Source organism: Paenibacillus sp. LC231, from assembly GCF_001860525.1.
GTDB lineage: Bacteria > Bacillota > Bacilli > Paenibacillales > Paenibacillaceae > Paenibacillus_AQ.
The window spans coordinates 32,006-56,123 of the sequence record NZ_JFOM01000054.1 but is presented as its reverse complement, the minus strand read 5'-3'; the positions used below and the strand labels follow the sequence as shown (position 1 = coordinate 56,123).

Sequence of the window (24,118 nt, the reverse complement as noted above, 5' to 3'; positions counted from 1 at the left end):
CAAAAAATATATTATCACATACGTCGGGAAAATTCAATCATTATTTTAAGTTGCAAAGATTATTGGTCCTGTAAGATTATGAGTGCAGCATATCGGGTTATATTGATAAAATATACGCTGGAATATATAAAAACAGTCGTCAACTTGTTGCCGGATGCGGCAACGCATGAGGAACGATCGCCTTTTTTTTAACTTGGCATTACATATGCTATAATCAACGAATACGAAAAACAGGACTAGAAAGGAGGTGTCCTTATCAAGGACTCTTTCTCCCAAGAACAAGAGGACAAGAACATCATCCTGTTTCCGAAGACGCTGGATTATTACCAGATTCAGCTTACGGTTATGCTCGAGAATGAACGTTACGGTGAAGCGATGGAGGTTCTGCGCTTTCTGCTGAAATGCGGCGGACAGAATGAACGGCATTATGAAGAGTGGAATTCGCTCCTCGACTGGCTTGAAGCTGCATTTCCGGAACAGGCTGTACCCCGTTCAGTTAACGAAGCAGAGCCCGAGGAGGATGATCCGGACGAAGCGGACATGGCGAGGCAGATGGTTAGGGACAAAGTTGCCCAGGATGCCGGATATGCCGACAAGCTGCTGGCTTCGGTCATGAACGGACCGCTGACGGAGCAAACCATTTTGGCGCTGGAACAGCTTGCTTATTTGGACCGTCCGGAGATCGATGCTATTTTGGTCGAGTGGCTGCATGATACGCCGCTTCATCCGCTGCTGCAATTTCGGGTGCTGCAAACGCTGCGGAGAAGAGGGATGGAAGGGCATGTGAGCCTTCATCGCGGGCAGGAGGCCGTCGAGATTGAGATCGATACGGTTCCCCTGGACCCGGGAGGTTTCCCGGATGCCATTACGAGAATTTTGGAGCGCGTTGCCGATCAGACTGAGGTTCATGAACCGACACTGTTTTATTTTGCACAGGAATTATGGTCTCAGTTCATCATGGCGATTTACGGCACCGAAGATTACCATTCCATGCTGGATGAAGAAGAATCCACGCTTGACATATGGGCGGCTGCTCTGCATGACATCGTATCGGAGAGTCTGAAAGGGTTTCGCAATGAGGAGGAAATCCGCCCGCTCTACGGCATAACGGACACCATGAGGTTCCGCTATGAGGGAGCCTATCGATCTCTCAAGCAATTTGTCGCAGCTGGCGTGGAAGATTAGCCAGAGTTGGAAAACGTTTACGGTATCGTAGCATAAGGGTTCGCCCTTGAAAAAGAATTTAATGTTGTTTATACTATAGTGGTTATTCGGTACGTGATACATTATTGCGTCGACCACGTGAATTATTTTGGAGGGGAAAGCATAAATGAAAGCAACTTGGGAAAAAATAGAGAAGAACCTTGGCGTTCTTGACGTTGAGGTTGATGCGGAGCGCGTTGCATCCGCCCTCGACAAAGCTTTTAATAAAGTAGCTAAAAAAGCAAATGTACCTGGATTCCGTAAAGGTAAAGTACCTCGCTCGATCTTCGAAGCTCGCTTTGGCGTTGAGAGCTTGTACCAGGATGCAATCGACATCCTTCTTCCGGAAGTATACAGCGAAGCTGTAGAACAAGCGGATATCTTCCCTGTGGATCGTCCGGAAGTAGACATCGAGCAATTCGCTAAAGGCGAAACTTTCAAGTTTAAAGCAAGAGTAACTGTGAAACCAGAAGTTAAACTTGGCGAATACAAAGGTATCGAAGTTGCTGCAGTAGCTGCTGAAGTTTCCGACGAGGAACTGAGCGAAGAGCTTGAGCGTCTGCAACAACGTCATGCTGAGCTTACCGTTATTGACGAAGGTGCTTCCCAGTCTGGCGATATCGTTGTGATCGACTTTGATGGTTCCGTTGACGGCGTTCCTTTCGAAGGCGGACAAGCTGAGCGTTATTCCCTTGAGCTTGGAAGCAACACGTTCATTCCAGGCTTTGAAGACCAAGTGATCGGAATGGCTACTGGTGACTTCAAAGACGTGGAAGTGACATTCCCTGAAACTTACCATGCTGAAGAATTGGCTAACAAACAAGCCGTCTTCAAAGTGAAAGTTCACGAAATCAAACGCAAGCAGCTTCCTGAGCTGGATGATGAATTCGCTAAAGACGTAAGTGAATTCGATACGCTTGACGAGTACAAGGAAGATCTGAAGAAACAATTGCTGACTCGCAAAGAGCAAGAAGCACAAGGCGTTCGTGAGAACGAAGCCGTTGAAAAAGCAGCAGCTAACGCTGAAGTTGAAATTCCTGATGCTATGATTCAATCCGAAGTTCAAAACATGATGCGCGATTTCGACAACCGTCTTCGCCAGCAAGGCATGAACCTGGAAATGTTCCTTAGCTTCTCCGGCCAAACGAATGCCGATCTGGAAGGTCAAATGAAAGACGATGCTGAAAAACGCGTTCGCAACAACCTCGTGCTCGAGCAAATCGCAAAAGAAGAAAAACTCGAAGTATCTGAAGAGGAAATCAACAAAGAGCTGGAGAACATGGCTGACACGTACAAACGTCCTGCTGATGAAATCCGCAGCATCCTGGGTGCTAACGGTTCCCTTGACAGCCTTCGTGAAGAACTGCTTCTTCGCAAAACAATCGACTTCTTGTTGGAAAACAGCGTAGAAGGCGCTCCTGTTGAGAAAAAAGAAGCAACTGAAGAATAATAAATAGGCAGCTGCGATAAGCTGCCCTCACATTAGATAAGGCACGTACATTTCATGCGTGCCTTATTTTTAACTAAGAATAGCCAATTTACTACTAATTGTGACATGAATTGGTTATTAATTTCGACATACATAATGAGACAAGTTGGCAGGATATAATTCTTGGCAAGTTCATAGAATGTAAGCAGGGTTAAAAAATGACATCGTGCTTTGAACATGTTAGAATAACTTTTGTAACGCTGTAGTATATTTTTCAAGGAAAAGAGGTTGGTCGCATGAGTCTTGTACCTATGGTTGTGGAACAAACCAGTCGAGGCGAAAGATCTTACGATATCTACTCAAGATTACTGAAGGATCGCATAATATTCCTCAGCAGTGCGATCGATGACGATGTTGCCAATCTTGTCATTGCCCAGCTTCTGTTTCTAGCTGCGGAAGATCCGGAAAAAGACATCTCTTTGTACATCAATTCCCCTGGCGGTTCGGTTACAGCCGGGATGGGTATATATGATACGATGCAGTTGATCAAGCCTGATGTGTCCACGATTTGCGTTGGCATGGCTGCCAGCATGGGATCACTGTTGCTTACTGCAGGAGCGCCAGGCAAACGCTATGCTCTCGAGAACAGTGAAGTGATGATTCATCAGCCGCTCGGCGGTATTCAAGGTCAGGCATCCGATATCCAAATCCATGCAGATTGGATCATCAAGACCAGACATAAGCTGAATCAAATCTATGTGGAGCGCACGGGTCAGCCCCTTGAAAAAATCGAACGCGATACAGACCGCGACTTTTTCATGAGCGCGGAGGAAGCGAAGGCGTACGGTATTATTGATGATGTTCTGTCTTCACCGACCAAATCTTAAGGGGTGGTAATAGCATGTTTAAATTTAACGATGACAAAGGGCAGCTGAAATGCTCCTTCTGCGGTAAATCGCAGGAGCAGGTCCGCAAGCTGGTTGCGGGGCCCGGTGTTTATATATGTGACGAGTGCATTGACTTGTGTTCAGAGATCGTTGAGGAAGAACTCGGCCATGAGGAAGAAGTGGATCTGAAGGATATTCCGAAACCGCGCGACATTCGTGACATTCTGGATCAATATGTAATCGGTCAGGATCAAGCGAAGAAATCCCTTTCCGTTGCTGTTTATAACCACTATAAACGGATCAACACCCAGAGCAAGATTGAGGACGTAGAATTGCAAAAGAGTAATATTTTGCTGCTCGGACCTACAGGTTCCGGTAAAACATTGCTCGCGCAAACCATGGCCAAAATTCTCAACGTGCCGTTTGCTATTGCAGATGCAACTTCACTGACCGAAGCTGGTTATGTGGGTGAGGATGTTGAGAACATTCTGCTGAAGCTGATTCAAGCAGCGGATTATGATGTGGAAAAAGCGGAACGCGGCATTATCTATATTGATGAGATCGATAAAGTGGCTCGTAAATCGGAGAACCCGTCCATTACCCGTGACGTTTCCGGTGAAGGGGTTCAGCAGGCGCTGCTGAAAATTCTTGAGGGCACCGTTGCTTCCGTGCCTCCGCAAGGTGGACGCAAGCATCCGCATCAGGAATTCATTCAGATCGATACGACGAACATCCTGTTCATTTGCGGCGGAGCATTTGACGGATTGGAACAGTACATTAAACGCCGGATCGGTAAAAAGGTTATCGGCTTTAATGCATCCGGAGAAAACCAGAAGGATCTTAAGCCAGGTGAATACCTGACGATGGTTCTGCCGGAAGATCTGCTGAAATTCGGCTTGATTCCGGAGTTCGTTGGTCGTCTGCCAGTTGTGTCTACACTCGAACCGCTGGATGAGGCAACATTGGTACGGATTCTGTCCGAGCCGAAAAACGCGCTGACGAAGCAGTACCAAAAGCTGCTTGAATTTGACAACGTAAACCTCAAATTTGAGCCAGGCGCGCTAGAAGCGATTGCCCGCGAAGCCATTAAGCGCAATACTGGTGCACGCGGACTGCGTTCGATCATTGAAGGCATCATGCTGGACGTGATGTATGAAGTGCCGTCCAGAGATGACATTAAGGATTGCGTCATTACGGAGCAGGTCGTTCGGGATAAAGTGATTCCTGAACTGCAAGCCAAAAGTAACGATGACGACAAGAAACAAGAAGAAAGCGCCTAATGTGCTTTAGCGCATTAGACGTGGAATAAATCTACGCTGATTCTCCACTTCCAGTTATACCCAGTAGGGTTTTGCTGGAGTGGAGCTTTGGCGTTATATGGGAGAGATCGTACCATGTTTTTGAGACAAGACACACGGCCCGTCAAGGTGGGGAATCTCACCATTGGGGGAAAGAACGAAGTCATTATTCAAAGCATGTGCACCACCAAAACAGCAGATGTGGAGGCGACCGTTGCCGAGATACTCCGTCTGGAAGAAGCGGGATGTCAGATCGTTCGGGTAACGGTGAACAATGAGGAAGCAGCTGCGGCCATTAAGGAAATCAAGAAACGCATTCATATTCCGCTTGTGGCGGATATTCATTTTAACTACAAGCTTGCCCTAATGGCGATCGAGAACGGTATCGATAAAGTCCGGATCAATCCGGGAAACATCGGTAAGCGTGAAAAGGTCGAAGCTGTCGTGAAAGCATGCAAAGAGAAGGGAATTCCGATTCGGATCGGGGTTAACGCCGGTTCCTTGGAGAATCATCTCCTTGAAAAATACGGGTATCCGACACCAGAAGCCATGGTGGAAAGCGCCCTGTATCATATCGGGATCCTCGAAGAACTGGATTTCCATGATATTATCGTTTCGCTTAAAGCTTCTGATGTACCGATGGCGATTGCAGCTTACACGAAGGCCGCGGAAGTAATACCATACCCGCTTCACCTGGGCATTACCGAAGCAGGCACCCTGTTCTCGGGTACCGTCAAGAGTGCCGCCGGGCTTGGCGCACTGTTGTCCCTTGGAATCGGCAGCACGATGCGTATATCCTTGAGTGCGGATCCGGTGGAAGAGATCAAGGTGGGCAGGGAGCTGTTAAAATCCTTCGGACTGATCTCGGATGCGGCAACCTTGGTATCATGCCCAACCTGCGGACGGCTGGATATCGATTTGTTCTCTATTGCCAATGAAGTCGAGGAGTACATCTCGAAGATCAAAGTGCCAATCAAGGTTTCCGTTCTGGGCTGTGCCGTAAACGGTCCCGGTGAGGCTAGGGAAGCCGACATCGGGATTGCGGGAGCACGTGGGGAAGGTCTTCTCTTCCGTTACGGAGAGATGATCCGTAAGGTGCCGGAAGAGACCATGGTTGAAGAGCTTAAGAAAGAAATCGATCATATCGTGAAGGTGTACGAGGAAACGGGCGAAATCCCGGGCCGCAAGCACAAATCCACGGTCTAAGCTGGATAACTAAGTTGTAAGAATATCTCCGCTTATATAAAACGGCAGTCTCTGGATGAGAGACTGCCGTTTTGTTGTTTTGGAAGGGTTTGAGGGGGAGGTATATCCTTGAGATCCTTAAATTTTCTTTTGAACGGTCTAAAATGTAGCATTGGCAATCACGGACAAACCTAACCCGTTTATTTCTGATACATGGTAAGACGTTTCAGGAGTCCATTTCAATGTATTAACAGTAACTATACCTTGCTCTTAATCGAGCTTCTGATCAATGAAGCTCAACTCTTCCCACTCCCCACCCCCACGATGAAGAAGGATGCCATGCGCCGCAGCAGCGGAGCGGACGAATCGATTCCGGAGAAGCGAAGCGGTCGCCTTTGTTTCCGAATTTCCACATTGATATAGTCATTCATGAAATTCGGGAACAACAGCGATCGGAGGAACGATACGTACGAGGAGCGTCTCACTGAAGCGCTCACTGAAGCGTCTCACTGAAGCATCTCACTGAAGCGTCTCACTGAAGCATCTCTCTGAAGCATCTCCATCCACTTTTTGATACTTTTCTCCCTCCAGCGTTTTACCATCCAAGGAATCGGCAATACTACCATGTATTAACGTTTGGATGAAGACATAATGGAGTACAGGAGGAATGACTTGTGAATTTAAGTATCGTGATTATGCTGGTGCAGCTGTTTTTTGCGGTCATCATCGGCATTTATTTTTGGAATTTATTGCGCGGGCAGAAGACAAGCAAAACAGCGGTGGATCGGGAATCGCGCAAGGAGCTCGATAAACTCCGCAAACTCCGGTCGATATCGCTAACGAAACCGCTCGCTGAGAAAACAAGGCCGCAAACGATGGATGACATCGTGGGTCAAAAGGACGGCTTGCGCGCCTTAAAGGCAGCCTTATGCAGTGCAAATCCTCAGCATGTAATTGTATATGGACCGCCGGGAGTCGGGAAGACGGCAGCCGCCCGCGTGGTGATGGAGGAAGCCAAGAAGAACCCGCAATCTCCGTTTAAATATGACGCGAAATTCACAGAGATTGATGCCACAACGGCTCGCTTCGATGAGCGCGGGATTGCCGACCCGCTCATCGGGTCTGTTCATGATCCGATTTATCAAGGTGCCGGAGCCATGGGGGTTGCAGGCATTCCTCAGCCCAAGCCGGGAGCGGTGACCAAGGCCCATGGCGGGATCCTGTTTATTGATGAAATTGGGGAATTGCATCCGATTCAGATGAATAAGCTTTTAAAAGTGCTGGAGGACCGCAAGGTGCTGCTTGAAAGTGCATATTATAATTCTGAGGATGCCAATACACCTGCCTATATACACGATATCTTTCAAAATGGCCTTCCGGCGGACTTCCGTCTGGTGGGTGCTACGACACGTTCGCCCGAAGAGATTGCTCCTGCGCTTCGTTCACGCTGCATGGAGATTTTTTTCCGTCCGCTTTTGCCTGAAGAGATTGGGAGGATTGCAGAGGATGCCATTCAGAAAATTGGTTTGAATGCTGCGCCGGAAGCGGTTGAAGTTGTGAAGCAGTACTGCTCTAACGGGCGGGAAGCGGTCAATATGATTCAATTGGCTGCCGGTCTTGCGTTGACCGAGAAACGAGATTCGCTGCGGGCCGCGGATGTGGAATGGGTAGCCAGCAGCAGCCAGCTTCAGCCAAGGCCCGACCGGAAAATACCGGAGAAGCCTCAGATCGGCGTAGTCAACGGATTGGCTGTATATGGCCCGAATATGGGGGCACTGCTTGAAATTGAAGTATCTGCGGTACCTGTCGAGAAGGGCCGGGGTACCTACAATATCACCGGGGTTGTGGATGAAGAGGAATTTGGCGGGGGTGCTCGCAAGCTGCGCCGCAAGAGTATGGCCAAAGGCTCAATCGAGAATGTTCTAACCGTGCTGGGTTCGATGGGCTTTACGCCGAAAAACTATGACCTGCATATCAATTTCCCTGGAGGAACGCCGATTGACGGCCCTTCCGCGGGTATTGCGATGGCTACTGCGATCGTATCAGCCATGAAAGGGATTGAAGTCGATAATAAAGTCGCCATGACCGGCGAGATGAGCATTCATGGAAAAGTAAAACCGATAGGCGGGGTCATCGCTAAAGTGGAGGCGGCATTCCAAGCAGGCGCGACCCGCGTGATCATCCCTAAAGACAACTGGCAGACGCTGTTCCAGGATTTGAGCGGCGGTTTACGGGTAATTCCGGTCGAATCGGTGGATGAAGTGTTCGGCCATATTTTTGGCGGAACGTTCGCTCCGGAGGTTGTTCAGCTCCCTGCAAACGAGGTGTTTCCATCCTCTTCCGCTTCATTGCTGCAGGCGACGCCTCCGCGTAACGGTAAAATAACGGACGCCGGAGGATGTTAAGCTTCGTATGGTTGGTTTTTTATACGCAGATTTGATAAAATAGGAATAGTGTCAACATTGAGAGCCATTGGAGGTGCGAAAGCGATGGGACCCAGTAGATCCAAAGGTCGTCGTTTTCCTTTACTGCCTTTGAGAGGTCTTTTGGTCTATCCAAGCATGGTGCTTCACTTGGATGTAGGCCGGGAGAAGTCGGTAAAGGCTTTAGAAAAGGCGATGGTTGAAGACAATTTGATTCTCCTATGTTCTCAATCGGAAGTGAACATTGAAGAACCGACGCAGGATGATATTTTTCGGATTGGCACAGTTGCGAATGTACGCCAGATGCTTAAGCTTCCCAACGGTACCATACGTGTGCTAGTGGAGGGTATGGAACGGGCGGAAGTTATTGAATATACGGATCAAGAGGAATACTATGAGGTCATCGCTCGGGAACTTCCCGAAGAAGAGAACCATGACCCCGAAGTTTCCGCATTAATGAGAACCGTACTGTCTCAGTTTGAGAATTATATCAATCTGTCAAAGAAGGTGACACCAGAGACACTGGCGGCCGTTTCCGATATTGATGAGCCGGGTCGACTGGCAGACGTCATCACGAGTCATTTGTCACTGAAGATCAAGGATAAGCAAGAAATTCTCGAAACAATTGATGTTCGCAAACGGCTCGAGAAACTTCTAGATATACTGAATAACGAGCGCGAAGTTCTGGAGCTGGAGCGCAAGATCAACCAGCGGGTCAAGAAGCAAATGGAGAAGACCCAGAAGGAATACTACTTGCGCGAACAGATGAAGGCCATTCAGAAAGAGCTTGGCGACAAGGAAGGCCGTGCCGGGGAAGTAGAGGAACTCCGAAGTCAGCTTCAGGAGCTTGAACTGCCCGAGCGCGTACACGAGAAGGTAGAGAAGGAAATCGACCGACTCGAGAAAATGCCGGCGAGCTCTGCCGAGGGCGGCGTGATTCGGAACTATGTCGATTGGCTGTTGGCGTTGCCGTGGACCAACATGACCGAGGATGATTTGGATATCGTCAAAGCGGAGCAAGTGCTGGACGAGGACCATTACGGACTCGAGAAGCCGAAGGAGCGCGTGCTGGAATATCTGGCGGTGCAAAAGCTGGTGAAGAAGATGAAAGGGCCTATTCTATGTCTGGTTGGCCCTCCGGGGGTCGGCAAAACATCACTGGCCCGGTCCATCGCCCGCTCTCTGGAGCGCAAGTTCGTTCGCATTTCGTTAGGCGGGGTAAGAGACGAGGCGGAAATCCGCGGCCACCGGCGCACTTATGTAGGGGCCATGCCGGGACGTATCATTCAAGGCATGAAAACGGCAGGGTCAATGAATCCTGTATTCCTGCTGGATGAAATCGATAAGATGGCATCCGACTTCCGGGGCGACCCGTCCTCAGCCCTGCTTGAGGTACTTGATCCTGAGCAAAATAATACGTTCAGCGATCATTTCGTGGAGATTCCTTTTGATCTGTCCAACGTCATGTTTGTCACGACGGCAAACGTGCTGCACAACATTCCAAGACCGCTCCTGGACAGGATGGAAGTGCTGTACATTCCAGGATATACGGAGCTGGAGAAACTGCAGATCGCCAATCGTTATTTGCTGCCCAAGCAGAAGAGTGAGCATGGGCTGACGCCGGAGCAATTGATTCTGGACGAGGAAGCGCTCATGAAGGTGATCCGGGAGTATACCCGTGAATCCGGGGTGCGGAATCTGGAACAGCAAGTGGCTGCGCTGTGCCGCAAAGCCGCCAAACAGATCGTTACCAATCAATCGGAATCCATTGAGATTAAGGCTGACGATATTAAGGAATATCTCGGTATTCCGAAGTTTCGCTATGGCATGGCCGAGCTTGAAGATCAAGTCGGCACGGTAACAGGGCTCGCATGGACGGAAGTGGGCGGCGAGACACTGACCATTGAGGTAACCGTGGTGCCTGGGACCGGCAAGCTGACCTTGACGGGTAAGCTTGGCGACGTGATGAAGGAATCGGCTCAAGCCGCTTTCAGTTTTACCCGCTCCAAAGCGGTAGAACTGGGCATTGATCCGGATTTTCACGAGAAGCTGGATGTCCATATCCATATCCCGGAGGGAGCCATTCCGAAGGATGGCCCTTCAGCCGGCATTACGATTGCGACGGCTCTTATCTCATCTTTAACCAAACGGCATGTAGCCCGTGATGTGGCCATGACGGGGGAAATTACACTTCGGGGACGCGTTCTTCCAATTGGTGGCTTGAAAGAGAAATCCCTGGCAGCCCACCGTGCCGGCTACAAAAAAATATTACTCCCTAAGGATAACGAACGTGACTTGCGTGATATCCCTGACAGCGTGAAGAACGACGTTGAGTTCGTTCCGGTATCCCATATGGATCAGGTTCTGGAGCATGCGCTCGTTGAACAAGCGGGAGTGCACTAGAGAGGAAAGTCTAAATTATGAAAGTTACGAAAGCCGAGTTTGTCATCAGTGCTGTCGTACCTGCTCAATATCCTGAAGACGCCTTGCCGGAAATTGCTCTGGCAGGGCGTTCCAATGTGGGCAAGTCATCACTGATTAACCGTATGATATCCCGTAAGAACCTGGCCCGTACCAGTGCAACACCGGGGAAAACCCAGCAGCTCAACTATTATCGGGTGAACGACGACCTGTATCTGGTCGATTTTCCCGGCTATGGTTATGCGAAGGTATCCAAGACCCAGCGTGCGGCATTTGGCGAAATGATTGAGAGATATTTGCTCAGCCGGGAAGAACTGAAGCTTGTATTATTGATTGTGGACATGCGTCACCCGCCCTCAAAAGACGATATCAGCATGTATGAATGGCTGCAGCATTATAACCGGCCAGTATGCGTGGTCGCGACCAAGGCAGACAAAATTCCGAAAACACGCCGCCAGAAGCATGTTAAGATTGTGAAGGAGACGCTTGGCTTCAAACCCTATCACTCTTTTGTCATGTTTTCATCCGAGCTCGGTTTGGGTAAAGATGAGTTATGGGCCATCATGGAGTCCCACATGGGGACAAAGGATGATGAGGAAGAGACATATTCGGATTCGGAAGGCAATGAGCAATCCTGATCCGGTTCATTTCGTGATATTTTTTTCGAGGGTAATATAGGGAATCGGTGTATTCTTTATAGGAAAGTGAGCATCTTGCGGGAAATATCGCTCTGATTCCGGCTAATTCCGTTTTTTTATGAAATATGATGGATATTCTCGTTCGAACGGCAGGAAAGACCGCTTGGATCTGCTGTATAATGGTAGTAAGTTAAAAGAATTGAGGGAGATTTTTATGGCTCAGCGGTTAGCCACAGAATATGTTAATGCCACAATGCAAATGACGGATATTCAAATGGATCAATTTCTGCAATATACCCAAGCTTTCCGGGTTACTAACCGGGTAAAAGTCATGGATAGCGGAGAGCAGGAGTTTGTGCTCGAAGATGAAAGCGGGGAAGAAGTTCATTTGCCCTTTGAACGCAAGAATGGCTTGTACGTCTGTGAGCTGTCGTGCCGATTGGTTACTCCCCATCTGACAAATGCCGTACGCAAACTGTTTGCGGCTTTCAAGGGATCAGGTAAAGTGAATCGGATTTATCGCGGCTTTACGATGAGCTACGACTACCATGCGGGAACGGTGCACAGAATTACGCAAGTCGCCGGGAACGACAGCATTGTCATTTATGAGTACAAGAATACGGCAGGAGAGCTGCAGCGACTCTTCAACAGCAATGAAGCAGAGAAAGAGATCGAATCCATCCAGCATCATATTAACGTGCTTCTGGACCAGCGGATTGCAGCAGGGAATGATAAACTAATTACGAAGACGATAGATGAGCGGCTGCGACAGTTTAATCAACGCCTATTCGTGCTAGAAGCCTAAGGAGGCTGCCCTGTAACAGGGCGGCTTTTTTTATTATTGGATCCATGACACCAAGTAGTTCAGACGCACATATATTGAGCTGTAAAATATTTATGGGTTATTTTCGAAAAAGGTGTTGCATTTAAGCGTCATAGATGTTATTTTTAATCTCGTTGAAAAGAATATAGGAACCAGGATTCACTCAGGACATGTAATGTTGCGAGAGATTATTCCCTCGGGAAGTGAATGACGTAGGTCCTAGCGGATGAAATTTTCAAACATTTTATTCCTAGGAAGGGGGAACCCGGAAGATGGAATACTCAACTTTCGGAAGACACGTTGCTGTTGATACTTGGGGAGTCGATTTTGAACTATTGAACAGTGCAGAATTTTTACAAGCTCAGATGGTGGAAGCCGCTGAAGCATGTGGAGCAACGGTATTGTCCGTCCAATCCAAGCAGTTTGAACCACAAGGTGCGACTGTGCTGGTGTTGCTGTCGGAAAGCCATCTCTCGATTCACACATACCCTGAGAGAGGTTTTGCTGCGATTGACTGTTATACCTGCGGGGAGACAGTAGATCCGCAGTTGGCTATTGACTATCTGGTATCCGCTTTGAAACCTGAAAAATGCTATGCCAAGAAACTCGTGCGCGGACTCGGCGAAATGACCGTGGAAACGCCTGAGATGAAACAGGCTGAACTCGTTTAATCCAGCCTTCTAAAAAATGCGTATACTGATAACCATGGATTTTTCCATGGTTATTTATTTTGAGAACATGAGAAGATCGGCGGAACTCCAGGGAGTCGTTCTCTGAAATGAGATTTCGTAGTAAATAACACGTATATCTAAGCTGTTCTATATCCACAATAGTAAGGTGCGATCAAACAGGTAGAAAGCTTCATGAATGGAACGAAGAAGTATGGGGATTTCATAAACATTTCATAAAATAGACAAGGCTGTTCAGCATACTGTGATATAATGAACAAGGTCAAGGAAGTCCGTTGTGAACGGCAAAACTACTCGGAGAAATAGGCAGGTGAACATGCAATGCACATCGTCGTTGTTGGGTTGAACTATCGCACGGCGCCTGTGGAAGTCAGAGAACGCTTTACATTCTCGGAAGAAGACATGCCCAAGGCGTTAGAGCAGCTTAATTCGACCAAGAGCGTATTGGAGGGCGTCATTGTCGCTACCTGCAACCGAACTGAGATTTATGTTGTGGTAGACCGCCTTCATATGTGCGGCTACTTTATCCGCAGTTTTATGGAACAGTGGTTCGGCATTAATCGTGAAGAATTTACACAGCACCTCTATATATATGAAGACGAACAAGCGATTTCCCATCTGTTTAAGGTTACCTGCGGTTTGGATTCCATGGTCATTGGAGAGACGCAGATCCTGGGACAGGTGCGCAATGCTTTTTTGACGTCGCAGCAGCAGAATGCCACGGGTACTTGGTTCAATATGTTGTTTAAGCAAGCCGTTACGCTCGGCAAGCGGGCTCATTCGGAGACATCGATCGGAGAGAGTGCCGTCTCTGTCAGCTATGCAGCGGTGGAACTGGGTAAACGAATTTTCGGGGCATTTAACGATAAAAAAGTGATGATACTTGGTGCAGGCAAGATGAGCGAACTTACCGTGAAGCATCTTTATGCCAACGGTGCCGCTGAAGTAATTGTGGCCAACCGTACGCTTAGCCGTGCTGAGGAACTTGCAAGCAAATTCAAAGGGACGCCATGCACCATTGCCGAAGCCAAGCATTTGCTGAATGACGTGGATATCATTATTAGCTCCACGGGTTCGAATGAATATGTTCTGAATGCGGAGCGGGTAAAAGAGAGCATGAAGAAACGCCAGTCCCGCCCGTTGTTCATGATTGATATTGCAGTGCCACGGGACATTGATCCGGCGGTTGGGGAAGTTTCCAACGTGTTCCTGTACGATATTGATGATCTGGAAGGCATTGTAGAGACCAATATGGAAATGCGCCGGGCGGAAGCAGCGAAGATTGAAGTGATGATTCAAGAGGAGATGGATGCATTCCACACATGGCTGAAAACGCTCGGTGTCAGACCGGCGATTCGGGCCTTGCAGGAGAAGTCGAATGCCATTCATGAAGAAACGATGGAAAGCTTGTTTAACAAGCTTCCGGAACTGGATGAACGCCAGCGAAAAGTCATCCGTCGTTTGACCAAGAGCATCGTTAACCAGATGATGCATGATCCCATTAACCGGATTAAGGAAATGACGGGCGGCAAGCAGGGCGGCGAAGCACTGGATTATTTTTCACAAATCTTTGCGCTGGAAAGCTTGATCCATGAGAATGAGCAGGAAGCCCGCAGCCGCAACAAGAAAGCAACTGCACCCGTTAAAGCTGAACGGTCGAAGAATGCTGTAGATCAGCAGGCAGAAGAGAAACCGCTTAAGGTGTCTCTGGCCCCAGCCACCCTTTGAGGAGGGTGAGTATAACCCATGCTGTTAAACTTAATTTATATCACCGGCATTTGCATCTATGCCCTGAGCCTTCTGTTTTATATCTCGGATTGCGTTTCACGCAATTCGGTGGCGAAGCGGATAGGCACAGGGCTTCTTGTTATTACTGCGCTGTTACAATTTACCGGAATCGGCATCAGAGCGATGGAAGGCGGACATTTCCACTTTCCGGTATTTACGCTGTTTGATTTCCTGTTCCTGCTGGCGTTCTGCATATCGATCACTTCGATTGCTCTGGCGTATATGAAGCGGTCGGAATTTGCCGTCCTGCTCATGAACCTCGTCGGGTTTAGCGTCATGCTGGTCAATCGTTTATGGTTCACGGCAGGAGACAATGCATTGCACAGCTGGGAGACGGAACATCGTCTCTTGCTTATTCATATTGCCCTGGCGAGTATCAGCTTCGCCGCTTTGACCGTCGGGGCCGTGTTTGCGGCGATATACATGTTCCTGCACCGGAAACTGAAGCACAAGCAATGGAATGATACGATGCGCAGGCTGCCAAGTCTGGAGAAGCTGGATGTTTATTCCTATAAAGCACTGATGGCCGGCACGATTATTCTGGTCATGTCGCTCATCTTGGCCGTAATGTCGGTGGCCATGGCTGGACGGTGGACCCTGTTTTTGGACATCAAAGTCATGTCTACCATGACGGCTCTTGCGATGTATTTGGTTTATTTCATCAAACGTCGCTTGTGGAGAAGGTCCGGCAGGGAAGCGGCCATATGGGCTTTAATCGGGTATGGGTTCATTATTTTAAATTTCTTTCTAAATACGTGGTCCGCTTTCCATAGTTGGTCAGGAGTGTGATGGCAAGAATGGCCTATGATGATCATTATGTACCCGTTATGCTGAATTGCAGGGGACGTTTATGCTTGATTGTCGGCGGCGGCAAGGTGGCGGAACGTAAAGCCGTCACCCTACTGAATGCCGGGGCAGTCGTACATATTGTAAGTCCCTTATTACGAAGCGAGAAACTTCAACGTTTAGAGAGCGAGAAGACTCTTCGATGGACGAAGCGGAAGTATCAATCAGACGATCTGATAGGCGCGTTTATGGTCCATGCGGCAACGGATGACAGCAAGCTGAATCTGCAAATAGCGGAGGATGCCGATCGTCTTGGCATATTGGTTAACGTGGCCAGCAACGGCGAGGCCGGAACGTTTATCAACCCGACGGTGCTGCGACGGGGAAGGCTTACGCTGGCTGTATCCACATCAGGAGCAGGGCCGATGGCCGCACGCGAGATACGCGACGAGCTCGAAGACCAGTTCGGGCCTGAGTATGAGGACTATTTGGATTTTTTATATAGGATGCGTTCGATGATCAGGGAAGAGGTGGAGTCGGCTGACGCACGCAGGCGGCTTTTGCACAAGGCATACCGCATGGATATGCTCGGAGAGATTCGCCGCGGAGGTTATGTGCCCTGGAGTGAGGACAAGATCAAGCAGTGGATTGCGAATAATCAGGAGGAATGAAAGATGCGTACAATCGTAGTTGGCAGTAGACAAAGTGCTCTGGCACTGACACAGACAGGACAGGTTATTGATGACTTAAAGCGTTTAGCCAAGAAGCACGGTCTGGACTATGACTTTACCGTCAAAAAAATCGTCACGAAGGGCGACCGCATACTGGATGTTACCCTCTCCAAGGTAGGCGGCAAAGGATTGTTTGTCAAAGAAATCGAGCAGGTGATGATGGACGGCGAGATTGATATGGCGGTTCACAGCATGAAGGACATGCCTTCCGTTCTGCCCGAAGGTTTGGTATCCGGCGCGGTGCCGGCAAGAAAGGATCCTCGTGATTGCCTGATCTCCAAAGAAGGAACAACGCTGGATGACCTTCCTACAGGTGCCAAGGTGGGGACAAGCAGTCTGCGCCGGTCCAGTCAGCTTAAGGCGTACCGGCCGGATCTGCAGATCGAATGGATTAGGGGGAATATCGATTCTCGCATTCGCAAAATGGAGGACGGTGAATTTCAGGCCATCATTCTGGCGACCGCCGGTCTTCAGCGTATGGGCTGGGAGGACCGGATCACGTCGTATTTGCCGATTGAAATTAGCCTGCCAGCCGTCGGTCAGGGCGCACTTGGAATTGAATGCCGCGAAAACGATGCTGATCTGCTGCATTTGCTCTCTCTTTATAATGATGAGGTTACTGCACGAACCGTTGCGGCGGAGCGCAAGTTTCTAAGCGAGCTGAATGGAGGATGCCAGGTGCCTATCGGGGCTTACGCCGTCCTGAAGAATGTGGATGCCGGAGATTCCCGCGGAGAACAAAACGTTATACAATTAACAGGAATGGTAGGCTCTCCTGACGGCGAAATCATACTGAAGGAAAGCGCCGAAGGAACCGACCCTGAATCGCTCGGAGTGGAAGTGGCTGAAAAGCTGAAGGTTAAAGGAGCGGAGAAGATACTGGCACAAGTTAGGGGCTGAGGGTATGGCAGGCAAGGTTTATCTGGTGGGAGCAGGACCGGGCGATGCACGCCTGATCACGATTAAAGGCAAGGAATGCATTGAAAAAGCGGATGTCGTGGTGTATGACCGATTAGCTAGTCCTCGGCTGCTAAGATGGATGAAACCCGGAGCGGAGAAGGTCTATGTAGGCAAGCTTCCGGACCGGCATACGATGAAACAGGAGCAGATCAATCAGCTGCTGGTTGATTATGCTCTGGAAGGTAAGATGGTTGTCCGTTTAAAGGGCGGCGATCCGACGATCTTCGGAAGAGTGGGTGAAGAAGCGGAGCTGTTATACCGTCATGGCATCATGTACGAGATTGTGCCGGGGATCACCTCGGCGATCAGTGTTCCGGCTTATGCAGGGATTCCGGTGACGCATCGTGACCATGCTTCGTCTTTATCGATAATTACCGGCCACGAAAGTCCCGAAAAGCTGGACCGAATGATTCAATGGGACAAGGTTACCAATGCAACGGGAACTTTGATTTTTATGATGGGTGTGGCGAAGATCGGTTATATCAGTCGTCAGCTGATCAAGCACGGCCGACCGCCGGAAACCCCGGTGGCACTTATCAGATGGGGAACCCGGGCAGAGCAGGATACGCTGACGGGGACACTGGCGGACATCGAGGACAGAGTCAAAGCTGCGGATTTTCAGCCGCCTGCGGTCATCGTTGTTGGACAGGTGGTGCTTCAGCGGGAGCACCTGAAGTGGGCGGAACGGCTGCCCCTCTTCGGCAAAAGAATACTGGTCACAAGGACGCGAAGCCAGGCCAGTGCATTGGTATCCCAAATCGAAGAGCTGGGCGGAGAGCCTTATGAGTTTCCCGTCATCGAAACCGTCATGCCTTCGAAGAGCGAGAGGCTTGCCGGAATTCAACAAGCACTGGACAAGCTGAGTACGTATGACTGGGTATTTTTCACCAGCGTGAACGGAGTCGAATTCTTTTTCCGCCACCTGAAGGAGAATGGTCGCGATATTCGCGCCTTAGCCTCGGCCCGCATCGTCGCGGTTGGCCCCGCGACAGCCCATGCTCTTGGAAAATACGGTGTCGTGGCTGAAGTTATCAAGGAGCGTTACCAGGCGGAAGGCCTTATCGATGCTTACGGTTCAGAGCTCCAGCCCGGTCAGCGCGTGCTGCTGCCTCGCGGCGATCTCGCACGCAAGTGGCTGCCGGAGAAGCTGACGGAAATGGGACTGCACGTGACGGAAGCCGTGATCTATGAGAACGTGCTGTGCGGCGAGGACGATGATGAGCTGCTGAAGCTGCTTGAAGATGGAGGCATTCACGCCGTTACGTTCACCAGTTCTTCTACGGTTACCAATCTGCTGAAGGTGCTGAAGGGGATGGGCGTGGCAGATCCAGTCGAACTGTTGAAAGGTTCAACGATTGCTTGCATCGGACCATTAACCGCGCAGACGGCTGAAGAAGCCGGACTGCACGTATCCCTCCTCGCCGAGGAAGCGACGGTCGACAGTCTGGTTAAGGCCTTGTGCATTTGGAACGAGAACGATCCACGCCGTGTTGCGCCATAATATCGATAATCTCTTATATACGTGAACGAAATTACATCATTTGGAGGTATACGTCATGAGTTTTCCAATCGTACGCCATCGTCGGCTGCGTCAAAATGCCGGCATTCGCAGCATGGTCCGCGAGACCGTGCTTCATACGGAGGATCTGGTTCAGCCGATCTTCGTGACCTATGGCAGTGGTGTGAAATCGGAGATTTCCTCCATGCCAGGCGTCTATCATTTTTCGCTTGATACCTTACAAGAGGAAGTAGACGAAATCGTAAGTCTAGGCATTCCTGCTGTGCTCCTGTTCGGAATTCCCGAGACGAAAGACAGCGTGGGCACATCCGGTTTTGCGGATGACGGGATAGTCCAAGAGGCTACCCGTCTCATCAAGTCGTGGCATCCCGATCTTTTGGTGATTGCTGATACGTGTCTGTGCGAATTTACCGACCACGGCCACTGCGGTATGGTGCATACCTTTGAGCGTGACGGCCACACCTGCGGCGATGTATTAAACGACGAGTCGCTGGAACTGCTCGTTCGTACAGCGGTTTCCCAGGCCAAAGCTGGAGCCGACATAATTGCACCTTCGAATATGATGGACGGTTTTGTCCAAGCCATTCGCTCTGGTCTTGATGAAGCCGGATTTTATAACGTGCCGATCATGTCTTACTCCGTTAAGTACGCTTCAGCCTTTTACGGACCCTTCCGTGAGGCTGCCGATTCCGCTCCGCAATTCGGCGACCGCAAAACATATCAGATGGATCCGGCTAATGTAAGAGAGGCGCTTCGCGAGGCGGAGACGGACGTGCTGGAAGGCGCCGATATGCTGATGGTGAAACCGGCTATGGCCTACCTTGATGTTGTCCGATTGCTGAGAGACCAGTTTGATCTGCCGATTGTTGCATACAACGTGAGTGGTGAGTATTCCATGATTAAAGCAGCTGCTCAGCAGGGATGGATCAGTGAGCAGGCGATTGTGATGGAGTTGCTGACCGGGATGAAGCGTGCCGGTGCGGACATTATCATTACGTATTTCTCGAAGGACGCAGCACGCTGGATGCGCAGCTAGTAACCATTAACGATGAAAGAGTTAGGAGTGCATACGATGAGACAAGATTTGCGAAAAGAAGATTTGTCGCGTTCTGCTTTTGAAGAAGCGAAGTTATATATTCCCGGCGGTGTCAACAGTCCGGTACGTGCGTTTAAGTCTGTTGAACTAACTCCGATTTATATCGATCGCGGAGAAGGCAGCCGGGTATATGATATCGATGGCAACAGCTTTATCGATTATGTCGGTTCCTGGGGGCCGCTGATTATGGGTCACGCGCATCCTGAGGTTGTTGAAGCGCTTCAGGAGACAGCTGCCAAGGGGACCAGCTTCGGTGCTCCAACCCTATTGGAAACGAAGATGGCGAAGCTCGTCTGTGAACGCGTGCCGTCGATCGAGGTCGTGCGGATGGTGAATTCCGGTACGGAAGCAACCATGAGTGCTATCCGTCTAGCGCGCGGTTATACAGGACGCAGCAAAATCATTAAATTCGAGGGCTCCTATCATGGCCACGCCGACAGTCTTCTGATTAAAGCGGGATCGGGCATCGCAACGCTTGGACTTCCTGATAGCCCGGGTGTGCCTGAAAGCGTTGCTTCCAACACCATTGCGGTTCCTTATAACGATCTGGAATCGGTACAGCTTGCCTTTGAGCGGTTCGGCGAAGAGATTGCAGCCGTTATTGTTGAGCCCGTGGCAGGCAATATGGGCGTGGTCCCTCCGCAGCCGGGATTCCTGGAAGGTCTTCGCAAGGTCACTTCTGATTATGGCAGCGTGCTTATTTTTGACGAGGTGATGACGGGATTCCGCGTTGATCTGAACTGTGCGCAAGGACGTTATGGCGTTACACCGGATTTGACATGCTTGGGCAAGGTGATTGGCGGCGGTCTGCCAGTCGGTGCCTATGGAGGCAAGCGTGAGCTGATGGATCAGATTGCCCCGGCAGGACCGATCTATCAAGCAGGAACGTTAAGCGGTAATCCGCTCGCCATGGCGGCTGGTTACACGACCCTGAACCTGCTGACGCCTGCCGTCTATGAACAGCTCGAGGAGCGGGGAGCCCGCCTTCAGGCAGGATTTGAGCGTAACGCTCAGGAATTCGGTATCCCGCTTACGATTAACCGGATCGGCTCCATGGTATGTCCTTTCTTCACGAATATGCCGGTCGTCAATTTCGATACGGCCAAGACTAGTGATCTGGATCGTTTCCGCCGTTATTTTGCAGCGATGGTCCAAGAGGGAGTCAGCGTACCTCCTTCCCAGTTCGAGGGCATGTTTATCTCGGGCGCTCATACGGTAGAAGATATCGATGCTACCATTGAAGCCAACTATAACGCCTTCAAAAGCCTATGAGTTACGGGGGGAATTGGAGCAAGCGCGGCGAATGGCTGGAGATGACGCCGGGCAAGGCGCTATTGAGTCTGCCGGATCGGAACGAAGCGGCTGCCAAGTGGCTTATGGAAACGGTCGGTATGCCCGAGAAGCTGTATCGTAAGCTTCGTCATGAACAGGGGATACAATGGAGAGGGGATCGGCTTCGGCTGGTCCTTTTTCCTTACCGGGATTACGGCATCGAACCGAGATGGCAGGAGCTTGATGTATTGTATGAGGATGATTTCTGCCTGGTCGCTAATAAACCGGCCGGTATGGCGGTCCATCCGGACAACGAGAGCCGCGAGACGACCCTGAATCATGTGGTTGCCGCATATTACGAAGCCGAAGGCATCCATACGGCAGTCCGGCATATTCATCGGCTGGATAAGGATACAACAGGTCCCGTGCTGTACGCCAAGAATGAATATGCGCAGCTAAAGCTTGATGAGGACATGCGGGAGAAGAAGATCGTCCGGATATACGCGGCTATCGTTCAGGGGAGGGTCTCTCAGGATCTGAAGAGAATCGATCTGCCGATAGGCAAAGACCGCTATCATTCAAGCCGTCGGAGAGTTTCATTAACCGGGCAGGCTGCGATCACGCATATTCGATCATCCGAGGTGTATCCGAAAGCCAGCCTGCTGCAAATTCGACTGGAAACCGGCCGGACGCATCAGATCCGGGTGCATCTAAGTCATATGGGACACCCGCTTCTGGGAGATTCCTTATACGGAGGATCAGGGGCGTTTCCGCGCCAAGCGCTGCATGGCGAACGTCTGCTATTTACTCATCCTTTCTCGGGCGAGGATATTGAGGTGAATGCACCCTGGCCTCTGGATATGTTGGAGTTAAGAGAACGAATCATAGAGACATCGGACCGGTAAGAAAATTTGCAAGATCCTGAATGAACCTGTAAGTTTCAAGCACAATTCGCAAAAAAGTCATGCTCTCCTATTTTCGGCATATAGATAAATTGAGTGGCAAAACTTAGGCTCATGCCGTGATAACAGATCACGGATAGTATATGCCAAAAAGGAGGACATTCCCGTGTTTGACCAGTCTTACGGATTGCGGTTCGATATTTACGAGCGTATTAATTTAACGGAAGATTTGCCGGGAATCGAAGAATTGGAAGAGGCGGAGTTGATCCCGCATATTCAGGTAATCAGTCAGCAGGACCAGGCTACGCTTCGGGGTCATCTGCTTCTTGCAGGCCTGTATAAAGGTGACACCGAAGCAGGAGAGACGGAGCCGCTCGAACACTGGATCCCGGTTGAAATCACGGTACCGATGAACCGGGTATCATCATTGGATGACATCGCGGTCGAGATCGAGAATTTTGACGTGGATTTGTTATCCAAACGCAGCTTGAACATTACAGGGGTTCTGTCGCTCAAAGGAATTCAGGCGGCGGCTCCGGGAGCCCGCGACCAAGTATGGGCCAATGAGGAATTCACAGTGGTACATGCTCCTGAAGCGACTGATTTGTATTCGAACGGGGAGCAGCAGTTCGCAGCCAACCCGTACGACCAGCTTCATGGCAGCGGAACTCATCCAGACGCTAACTCGACTTCGCCTTCTTACTTCAACGAGGCTCAGACCAGAGCTCAAGAGTCCGGGACGGATGCGCGCACACAGCAGTATCTGGCATCCTGGGCGCAGTATGAGAACCAAACACGGGATTCACAGGACTCAGCAGACAGCACCATTAGCATTTCTAAACCGTCTGAAGCCCGGGATACGGTCGAATATGCCTTACATAATGAGACGGAAGCTCAGGCAGCTGAGTCGTCGATTCCAAGTGTATGGCAATTCGAACGGGCTGCGGTCCAGCCCGAGCCGGAGCAAGAAGATTCAGCAGCCAGTTTCCCTGGTGTCATTGAGCGTAAGGGTGAAGAAGTGGATGCCGTTCCGGTACTGGAATCACCGGAAACGGAGGAAGTGCAGCCTGTTTTCGCTGAGGAAGAATTCCCTTCGGAGGATATGGATGATATAACGGAAGAGGTTTCCATTAAAGCCGAAGAGGTTCCGACCAAGCCCGAGTTAAAGGTGGCCTTCAACACGAAGAACAGCAGCACAACCAGCGCATCGGGCGTAGGCTTCTCTTCGTTGCTTCAATCGAGCAGAACGGTTCAGGATCAGGATCAAGCCGCTCGGGACGAGGAAGAAGAGACGGAGGAATTGGCTGACTCCGCAACGGCCGAGGACGTGGAGTGGAAGAGTCTGTTCCTGGGTAACCGCCATGAGGAAACGCCTTTCCGCAAGGTCCGGATGTGCATTGTGCAGCGTGAGGAGACACTCGACGTGATTGCCGAGCGTTATCAACTGACGCCGCGAGAGCTTTTGTTATATAACCGCATGTCCGAGCAGAATGTGGAAGAAGGCCAGGTATTATACATTCCCCAGTAATCAGCGGAGGAAGCGATCGCGTAAGAACAAGCAGGTCAAGGTAGGATATCCTTGGCCTGTTTTTGTGTATGGCCGGGAATAGATTAGAAGAAGAGGGGAATCGGACGAGCCGGGGCTTCTTTATTACAATGTATTATAATTATTTTGGATCGACAGGTATGATGTCTAAATCGTTCGGAAACACTCGAAATATTGACTATATGCAACAACCACGGTATATTTGAATAGTATATGTACAGGTATTCCTAAAGCTAGAACAACGTTGAACGGGAAGAGTAGGAAGGTATGGCCTTCAGAGAGCGGAATTGCTATCAAGCGCTGTGAGATTCCGCAGGAACCAGCTTGCCGAAGTCGCCCCGGAGTTGCGGACTTGAGATAGAGTAGGGATCGATCGCTACCCTGGTTAGAGTTCGCCGGCCGCAGCCGTTATCTGCGTAAAGTGTCGTGCTTGATCGTTTGCCTTTCACGTTCTTCATGGGAGGATACGATTAATGATTGATTATAAGCACGAAACAAAGGTGGTACCGCGAGAGAACAGTC

Annotated in this window: 20 protein-coding genes and 1 other annotated feature (1 of these 21 only partly in view); of the genes, 19 read left to right on the top strand and 1 reads right to left on the bottom strand. The window is 50.0% G+C overall.

Annotation, left to right across the window (positions count from 1 at the left end; genetic code table 11):
• The first annotated feature begins 345 nt into the window (after nucleotides 1–345).
• The 5 genes from AK95_RS29240 to ispG all read left to right on the top strand — a co-directional run bounded on the left by AK95_RS29240 (nucleotide 346) and on the right by ispG (nucleotide 6,023).
• Complete coding sequence (locus AK95_RS29240; RefSeq protein WP_071223436.1) at nucleotides 346–1,185, top strand: hypothetical protein; 840 nt, start codon at nucleotides 346–348, stop codon at nucleotides 1,183–1,185.
• 145 nt (nucleotides 1,186–1,330) lie between these two features.
• Nucleotides 1,331–2,653: a trigger factor gene (tig, locus tag AK95_RS29235; RefSeq protein WP_071223435.1), complete on the top strand. Its 1,323-nt coding sequence runs from the start codon at nucleotides 1,331–1,333 to the stop codon at nucleotides 2,651–2,653.
• A gap of 275 nt (nucleotides 2,654–2,928) precedes the next feature.
• Entirely contained in the window at nucleotides 2,929–3,519 is a 591-nt protein-coding gene (gene clpP / locus AK95_RS29230) for an ATP-dependent Clp endopeptidase proteolytic subunit ClpP (protein WP_006208779.1), read from the top strand.
• A 14-nt stretch (nucleotides 3,520–3,533) separates the two neighbouring features.
• Nucleotides 3,534–4,799: an ATP-dependent protease ATP-binding subunit ClpX gene (gene clpX, locus AK95_RS29225; RefSeq protein ID WP_071223434.1), complete on the top strand. Its 1,266-nt coding sequence runs from the start codon at nucleotides 3,534–3,536 to the stop codon at nucleotides 4,797–4,799.
• A 114-nt stretch (nucleotides 4,800–4,913) separates the two neighbouring features.
• Nucleotides 4,914–6,023 carry a flavodoxin-dependent (E)-4-hydroxy-3-methylbut-2-enyl-diphosphate synthase gene (ispG, locus tag AK95_RS29220; RefSeq protein WP_071223433.1) on the top strand — a complete coding sequence of 370 codons (1,110 nt, stop codon included), beginning with the start codon at nucleotides 4,914–4,916 and terminating at the stop codon, nucleotides 6,021–6,023.
• A 275-nt stretch (nucleotides 6,024–6,298) separates the two neighbouring features.
• Here ispG and AK95_RS34340 read toward each other — a convergent pair whose 3' ends face one another.
• The gene (locus AK95_RS34340; RefSeq protein WP_162487668.1) at nucleotides 6,299–6,499 is read right to left on the bottom strand and encodes a hypothetical protein; all 201 of its coding nucleotides are present in this window, start codon (nucleotides 6,497–6,499) and stop codon (nucleotides 6,299–6,301) included.
• Between the two features lie 198 nt (nucleotides 6,500–6,697).
• Between AK95_RS34340 and lonB the strand changes: the two genes are divergently transcribed.
• The 14 genes from lonB (at nucleotide 6,698) to AK95_RS29150 (ending at nucleotide 23,578) form a co-directional block, all read left to right on the top strand.
• Nucleotides 6,698–8,407: an ATP-dependent protease LonB gene (gene lonB / locus AK95_RS29215; protein ID WP_475487660.1), complete on the top strand. Its 1,710-nt coding sequence runs from the start codon at nucleotides 6,698–6,700 to the stop codon at nucleotides 8,405–8,407.
• An 84-nt stretch (nucleotides 8,408–8,491) separates the two neighbouring features.
• Complete coding sequence (lon, locus tag AK95_RS29210; RefSeq protein ID WP_071223431.1) at nucleotides 8,492–10,828, top strand: endopeptidase La; 2,337 nt, start codon at nucleotides 8,492–8,494, stop codon at nucleotides 10,826–10,828.
• 17 nt (nucleotides 10,829–10,845) lie between these two features.
• The gene (yihA, locus tag AK95_RS29205; RefSeq protein WP_071223430.1) at nucleotides 10,846–11,484 is read left to right on the top strand and encodes a ribosome biogenesis GTP-binding protein YihA/YsxC; all 639 of its coding nucleotides are present in this window, start codon (nucleotides 10,846–10,848) and stop codon (nucleotides 11,482–11,484) included.
• A 214-nt stretch (nucleotides 11,485–11,698) separates the two neighbouring features.
• Nucleotides 11,699–12,289 (top strand): non-ribosomal peptide synthetase module, encoded by a 591-nt coding sequence (locus AK95_RS29200; protein ID WP_071223429.1) that lies wholly within the window; start codon nucleotides 11,699–11,701, stop codon nucleotides 12,287–12,289.
• A 290-nt stretch (nucleotides 12,290–12,579) separates the two neighbouring features.
• Nucleotides 12,580–12,978 (top strand): adenosylmethionine decarboxylase, encoded by a 399-nt coding sequence (gene speD, locus AK95_RS29195; RefSeq protein WP_006208786.1) that lies wholly within the window; start codon nucleotides 12,580–12,582, stop codon nucleotides 12,976–12,978.
• Nucleotides 12,979–13,317: 339 nt separating this feature from the next.
• Nucleotides 13,318–14,724: a glutamyl-tRNA reductase gene (gene hemA / locus AK95_RS29190; protein WP_071223428.1), complete on the top strand. Its 1,407-nt coding sequence runs from the start codon at nucleotides 13,318–13,320 to the stop codon at nucleotides 14,722–14,724.
• An 18-nt stretch (nucleotides 14,725–14,742) separates the two neighbouring features.
• Nucleotides 14,743–15,573, top strand: a complete 831-nt coding sequence (ccsA, locus tag AK95_RS29185) for a cytochrome c biogenesis protein CcsA (RefSeq protein WP_071223427.1) — start codon at nucleotides 14,743–14,745, stop codon at nucleotides 15,571–15,573.
• Between the two features lie 8 nt (nucleotides 15,574–15,581).
• Nucleotides 15,582–16,241 carry a precorrin-2 dehydrogenase/sirohydrochlorin ferrochelatase family protein gene (locus tag AK95_RS29180; RefSeq protein ID WP_071223426.1) on the top strand — a complete coding sequence of 220 codons (660 nt, stop codon included), beginning with the start codon at nucleotides 15,582–15,584 and terminating at the stop codon, nucleotides 16,239–16,241.
• A 3-nt stretch (nucleotides 16,242–16,244) separates the two neighbouring features.
• Nucleotides 16,245–17,201, top strand: coding sequence for a hydroxymethylbilane synthase (gene hemC / locus AK95_RS29175; RefSeq protein ID WP_071223425.1), 957 nt, complete (start codon nucleotides 16,245–16,247; stop codon nucleotides 17,199–17,201).
• A 4-nt stretch (nucleotides 17,202–17,205) separates the two neighbouring features.
• The gene (gene cobA / locus AK95_RS29170; RefSeq protein ID WP_071223424.1) at nucleotides 17,206–18,762 is read left to right on the top strand and encodes a uroporphyrinogen-III C-methyltransferase; all 1,557 of its coding nucleotides are present in this window, start codon (nucleotides 17,206–17,208) and stop codon (nucleotides 18,760–18,762) included.
• 55 nt (nucleotides 18,763–18,817) lie between these two features.
• Complete coding sequence (hemB, locus tag AK95_RS29165; protein ID WP_071223423.1) at nucleotides 18,818–19,816, top strand: porphobilinogen synthase; 999 nt, start codon at nucleotides 18,818–18,820, stop codon at nucleotides 19,814–19,816.
• Nucleotides 19,817–19,852: 36 nt separating this feature from the next.
• Complete coding sequence (gene hemL / locus AK95_RS29160; protein ID WP_071223422.1) at nucleotides 19,853–21,148, top strand: glutamate-1-semialdehyde 2,1-aminomutase; 1,296 nt, start codon at nucleotides 19,853–19,855, stop codon at nucleotides 21,146–21,148.
• A complete protein-coding gene (locus AK95_RS29155; protein WP_071223421.1) occupies nucleotides 21,145–22,053 on the top strand; it encodes an RluA family pseudouridine synthase in 909 nt (302 codons plus the stop codon). Before hemL ends, AK95_RS29155 begins: the two co-directional genes overlap by 4 nt.
• A gap of 163 nt (nucleotides 22,054–22,216) precedes the next feature.
• The gene (locus AK95_RS29150) at nucleotides 22,217–23,578 is read left to right on the top strand and encodes a LysM peptidoglycan-binding domain-containing protein (protein ID WP_071223420.1); all 1,362 of its coding nucleotides are present in this window, start codon (nucleotides 22,217–22,219) and stop codon (nucleotides 23,576–23,578) included.
• Nucleotides 23,579–23,831: 253 nt separating this feature from the next.
• Nucleotides 23,832–24,118 (top strand) — a binding site (T-box leader); it runs 13 nt beyond the window's last position.